Origin of the sequence: Hominilimicola sp. (genome assembly GCF_046972485.1) — a bacterium.
Taxonomy (GTDB): domain Bacteria; phylum Bacillota; class Clostridia; order UBA1381; family UBA1381; genus Hominilimicola; species Hominilimicola fabiformis.
The window spans coordinates 1-5,343 of sequence record NZ_JBKVWU010000142.1; the positions used below are offsets into that span (position 1 = coordinate 1).

The window sequence follows — 5,343 nt, forward strand, 5'->3', positions numbered from 1 at the left end:
GAAATTCACCTGTTGATATACAACAAAAAGCTATTGATTTTACACCGTTAGCTTCAGCCAACTCAAGACAAGAACGGTAACAACTTGCTAAAAGTTTGCGGAGTTCATCGGTAAGATGTCCGTATACAATAGGACCGACCGTATGAAGAATGTAATCACAAGGCAAGTTGTATGATTTTGTTATCTTCGCAGCACCAGTCTGTTCCTTGTGACCTTGTAGCTTCATAATGCGATTACATTCCAATCTAAGCTGAACACCCGAAAACGTATGAATTGCATTATCAATACACTTGTGGCAAGGCACAAAGCAACCGAGCATTGCACTGTTTGCGGCATTTACTATTGCACCGCATTTTAATGTTGTTATATCGCCTTGCCAAAGGTATAATTTGTTCGATATTGCTTGTAAATCATATGCGTCGGTTATGTTAATTTCCGTCAATCGTTCTTGCAAATAATCATCTTGTAGCTTTATAAATTCGTTACTAATTTGTTTCGGTTCTCTGACGTTTACAAGAGAACGGAATAAATTAAATTTTTCTTCGGAATCTTTTGGGATAACTATATTGCTATATCTGTTGTCCTCACTTATCAGATGATTAATAAGAAAATCAAGTCTTTCATTCTGTGTCATATTACCACCTCTGAAATGATTATAACGTGTTTTTGTTATTATAACAAGTAGGTACTTTTAAGTAACTATCAAAAAAGTCTTTACCGTATGGCAAAGATTTTTTGAATTTACTGTGCTTTATAGAATTTTAATTTAACAAGACCATTGTAAATTTTTGTACCCATAGGAAGCTGTTTGATTTCGTCTTCTGAAAGAATTTTTAGCATAAACACCGTAAAGAAATATACAACCGCCGCAATCGCTATTGCAATTACAGTGGAAATCAAATTACCTATAAATCCAGATGGGCATACAAGCATTGAAAGCTTATAAACACCGACTGCAACAACGCCCATAACAACACCTGCTATAATCGGTTTTAAGATATATTTCATTGGCTTGATGTTAAGTTTGCAGTTCTTTGCAAGAACAACAAAGCATATTGCACATGATATGAACTGACAAGCAATAGAGCTTATTGCCGCACCGTAAATATTGATTGACGGTATTCTTATAAGTACAATATTTAATACAATTTTCGCTATACATCCAAACAACAAGCTGATTGCAGGAACATAAACTTTTCCAAGCCCTTGAAGCGAACCTGTCATAGTTTGTGCAAGTGCCGCAAATATAAGCGATACCGAAACAAGCTGTAAAAGCTCAAAACCGCTCGAAGTGCTGAAATACAATATTTTATAAATCGGCTCAGCAAGAGTTATCAAACCTATTGCGCAAGGCAAGATAATTAATATTGAAATAAGCAATGAATAGTTTATCTTTGAAGAGGCCTCTTTATAATCTTTTACCGCCAACGCACCTGCGATTGACGGAACAAGAACTGTTGCAAAAGCGAAGTTTACCGCCAAAGGCATATTGTAAAGTGTATCACTCTTTGATAGAAGTCCCGATAATCTTGCAATTTCCTGATTAAGTTGCTCGGCGGTCGGATTTATAATATCGCCGACGTTGCCATGTGCCGGAATTAATGATGCAAATGCAACTTCAATACCACGACTTATTGTTGCTGTGTCGATAACTCTGTTTATAGCTGTAATGATAGAGCCAAGCGAAATCGGAATACTTATCATAAGAATACTCATCATAAGATGTCTGCCTGAAATCTTAATTGTTTCGCCTTTTGATTCTTCAATATGCTCCTTGATACCGCTTTTACGTTTACAATAGAAGTATACTAAGTAAAGCATACTAAGCGCAGTTGCAACAGATGTTGCAAAGTTAGCCCAAGATGCCATAATTGCAGGTGCAAGACCGATTGAAAGGTATACAAACACGATAGTAAGTGTACATTTTAAAATCTGTTCAAGTACCTGTGAATTACTTGTTGCTTTCATATTCTTCATACCTGTGAAATATCCTCTGATTACGGAAGATACACAAACGAAGAACAGTGACGGTGCAAGCGCACGCATTACATATTGAGAGCCGTCAATTTTAATTATATGCTGTGCAAAAATATCCGCACCAAAGAACAGAACCGCAGTCGTTACAAGACCTATTATTGAGAACAGCAATAAAGCCGTTTTGAAAATCTTATGTGCACCTTTGTAATCGTCAAGTGCTACACGTTCGGAAACCATTTTTGAAATTGCATTAGGTATTCCGACAGATGAAATTGCAAGCAGTAGGGTATAAATCTGAAATCCTACATTATAAAATCCCAGTCCCTCGTCACCGAAACCGTCAATGTTTGTTATTACAATTCTGTAAACCATACCAAGAACTTTTACAAGCACTTGTGAAATAAGAATTATAGTAACATTATTCATAAACGATTGAGTGTTTTCTTTGTTTTGTTTACTCATTATATTCCTCCTAATTTAATGTTCACATTGTCATATTATAAAACTAAATACGGATTTAATCAAGTATTGTCATAAAAAAATAAAGTAATTGTATAGAAATAAGTCAAAAATCGGCATTTTGACTTGACACAAAGCTGATATAAGGGTAAAATATAATAAGTATGTAAATTTATATGGAGGAATAGACATGGATACAATGCAAGGTTTAAAACGTACTCACTATTGCGGAGATGTTGAAGGAATCGGCAATGAAGTTGTAGTAGGCGGTTATGTACAAAAAGTAAGAGATTTGGGAAATCTTATTTTTATAGATTTAAGGGACAGAACAGGTATAGTTCAGCTTGCTTTTGATGATTCGACAGACAGAGAAATATTTGAAAAAGCGTCTGATTGCCACAGCGAATATGTACTTATGGCAAAAGGTGTTGTTCGTGAAAGAGAAAGCAAGAATACAGCAATTAAAACAGGTAATATTGAAATTGACGTAAAAGATTTGAGAGTGTTGGCAAAGGCTCAGACACCTCCTTTTGAAATTGTTGACGATACTAACGTAAACGAAGAATTAAGATTGAAATATCGTTATCTTGACCTTAGAAGAAAGGTTTTACAGGATAACTTGATTATGAGAAGTAAGATTGCAAAAGTTGCAAGAGATTATTACTATGAAAACGGCTTTATAGAAATCGAAACACCGATGATGATTAAGTCAACTCCTGAGGGTGCAAGAGATTACCTTGTTCCGTCAAGAGTACATCACGGAAAGTTTTACGCACTTCCGCAGTCACCTCAAATGTACAAGCAACTTTTGATGATTGCAGGATTTGACAGATATATTCAGCTTGCAAGATGCTTCAGAGATGAAGACTTAAGAGCAGACAGACAGCCGGAATTTACGCAAATTGACCTTGAAATGTCATTCGTTGATGTTGAGGATATTCTTGAAATGAACGAAGGCTTTATACAAAGATTGTTTAAGGAAGTTCTTGATGTTGACGTAGAATTACCGCTCCCAAGACTTACTTATAAAGACGCTATGGAACGTTACGGCTCAGATAAGCCTGATACTCGTTTCGGTATGGAAATATGCGATATTTCAGAACTTGTTAAGAATTGCGGTTTCGGCGTGTTCACTTCGGCTATCGAAAACGGCGGCTCGGTAAGAGCAATCGTTGCAAAAGACGCGGCAAAGACGCTTACAAGAAAAGAAATCGACAAGCTTACAGAATACGTTAAGGGAATAGGCGCAAAAGGTCTGGCGTTTGTTCGTTGGGTTGATGATGAACCGACTTGTGCATTTGCAAAATTCTTGGGCGAAGGTGAACTTGACGCAATATTAAATAAAGTAGGCGCTCAAAAGGGTGACGTTGTACTTATTGTTGCAGATAAGAATAAAGTAACACTTCCTGTACTCGGCGCACTTAGATTAAAGGTTGCAAAGCAACTTGATATAATTCCTGAAGGATTTAACTTCCTTTGGATTACTGAATTCCCATTCTTTGAATATGACGAAGATACAGATTCTTGGCTTGCTATGCACCATCCGTTTACAATGCCTATGGACGAGTGTATTCAATATCTTGATACTGATCCGGGTAAAGTTACGGCTAAGGCATATGACCTTGTCCTTAACGGTACAGAGCTTTCAAGCGGTTCAATTAGAATTACAGATTATGAACTTCAACAAAAAATGTTCCAGGCACTTGGGCTTTCTGATGAAGAAATCGAGGCTAAATTCGGTTTCCTTGTAGAGGCATATAAATACGGTGCCGCACCTCACGGCGGTATGGGTATCGGTCTTGACAGACTTGCAATGATTATGACTGGTAACGACAGTCTAAGAGATGTAACTGCATTCCCTAAGGTACAAAATGCGTCAGAACTTATGTCGGGAGCTCCTAATGTTGTTGACGAAGAACAATTACAGGAACTTTCGATAAGCATAATACCTGAAAAGAAAGAAAATTAATAATGTGTTCATAATAATTTAATAACGTTATTGTATAATAACCTTAAAATAGGAGCCGAATTTTCAGCTTCTAAGACTGTCGATAAATTGTCCGGAACGTGCAGAAGTATTATTCAAATTTGTATGATTTAATTTATCAAAAAAATAGCAGGCAAGCCTATATTGATAGGCTTGCCTATGCACTTTTTGAAAAAATAAACTCTGCCGTACAAATGTACGCTGACGAGTTCGTTTTTTCAAAATCCAAACTAATTTCTCGGCAGTCTGAAAATTAATCTGTGAAACGGAGAGTTTTAAGTGATTACTATTTCAAACTTAACAAAAAAATACGGTGATAAATATGCACTCGACAATATTAGTTTTAATGTAAAAAAGGGTGAAGTTCTTGGATTTTTAGGTCCTAACGGTGCGGGAAAATCAACAACTATGAATATTATCACCGGATATATTTCATATACAGACGGCTCTGTTAATATTGACGGCTATGATATTTTAGAAAATCCTATTGAAGTGAAAAAGAAAATAGGATACTTGCCTGAAATACCACCGCTTTATCTTGATATGGTAGTGTGGGATTATCTTGAATTTGTATATGAATTGAAGAAAATCAAGACCGAGGACGAAAAGAGTCATATACAGCAAGTTATTGATATGGTGAAGATTGATAATGTTAAAAACAGAAAAATTGCCAATTTGTCAAAAGGCTATCGACAAAGAGTGGGACTTGCAGGTGCTTTAATCGGTGATCCAGAAATTCTTATACTTGACGAACCGACAGTTGGTCTTGATCCTAAGCAGATTATCGAAATAAGAAATGTTATTAAGGAACTCGGAAAAGAAAAGACTGTAATTTTAAGTTCGCATATATTAAGCGAAATAAGTGCAGTCTGTGAAAGAGTAATTATTATAAATAAAGGCAAATTTGTCGCAGAAGATAC

At 36.0% G+C, this 5,343-nt stretch carries 4 protein-coding genes; 2 read left to right on the forward strand and 2 right to left on the reverse strand.

From position 1 onward, the window contains the following. A partial coding sequence (locus ACLTU0_RS10605) for a protein-ADP-ribose hydrolase (RefSeq protein ID WP_412322408.1) occupies positions 1-634 on the reverse strand: 634 nt, incomplete at its 3' end. A 107-nt stretch (positions 635-741) separates the two neighbouring features. Continuing rightward, entirely contained in the window at positions 742-2,439 is a 1,698-nt protein-coding gene (locus ACLTU0_RS10610) for a polysaccharide biosynthesis protein (RefSeq protein WP_337870871.1), read from the reverse strand. Positions 2,440-2,635: 196 nt separating this feature from the next. Between ACLTU0_RS10610 and aspS the strand changes: the two genes are divergently transcribed. Both aspS and ACLTU0_RS10620 read left to right on the forward strand, forming a co-directional pair. Then, a complete protein-coding gene (gene aspS / locus ACLTU0_RS10615; RefSeq protein WP_117966489.1) occupies positions 2,636-4,405 on the forward strand; it encodes an aspartate--tRNA ligase in 1,770 nt (589 codons plus the stop codon). Positions 4,406-4,702: 297 nt separating this feature from the next. Continuing rightward, positions 4,703-5,343, forward strand: a 641-nt coding sequence (locus ACLTU0_RS10620) for an ABC transporter ATP-binding protein (RefSeq protein ID WP_412322409.1), incomplete at its 3' end; no start/stop codon positions are given.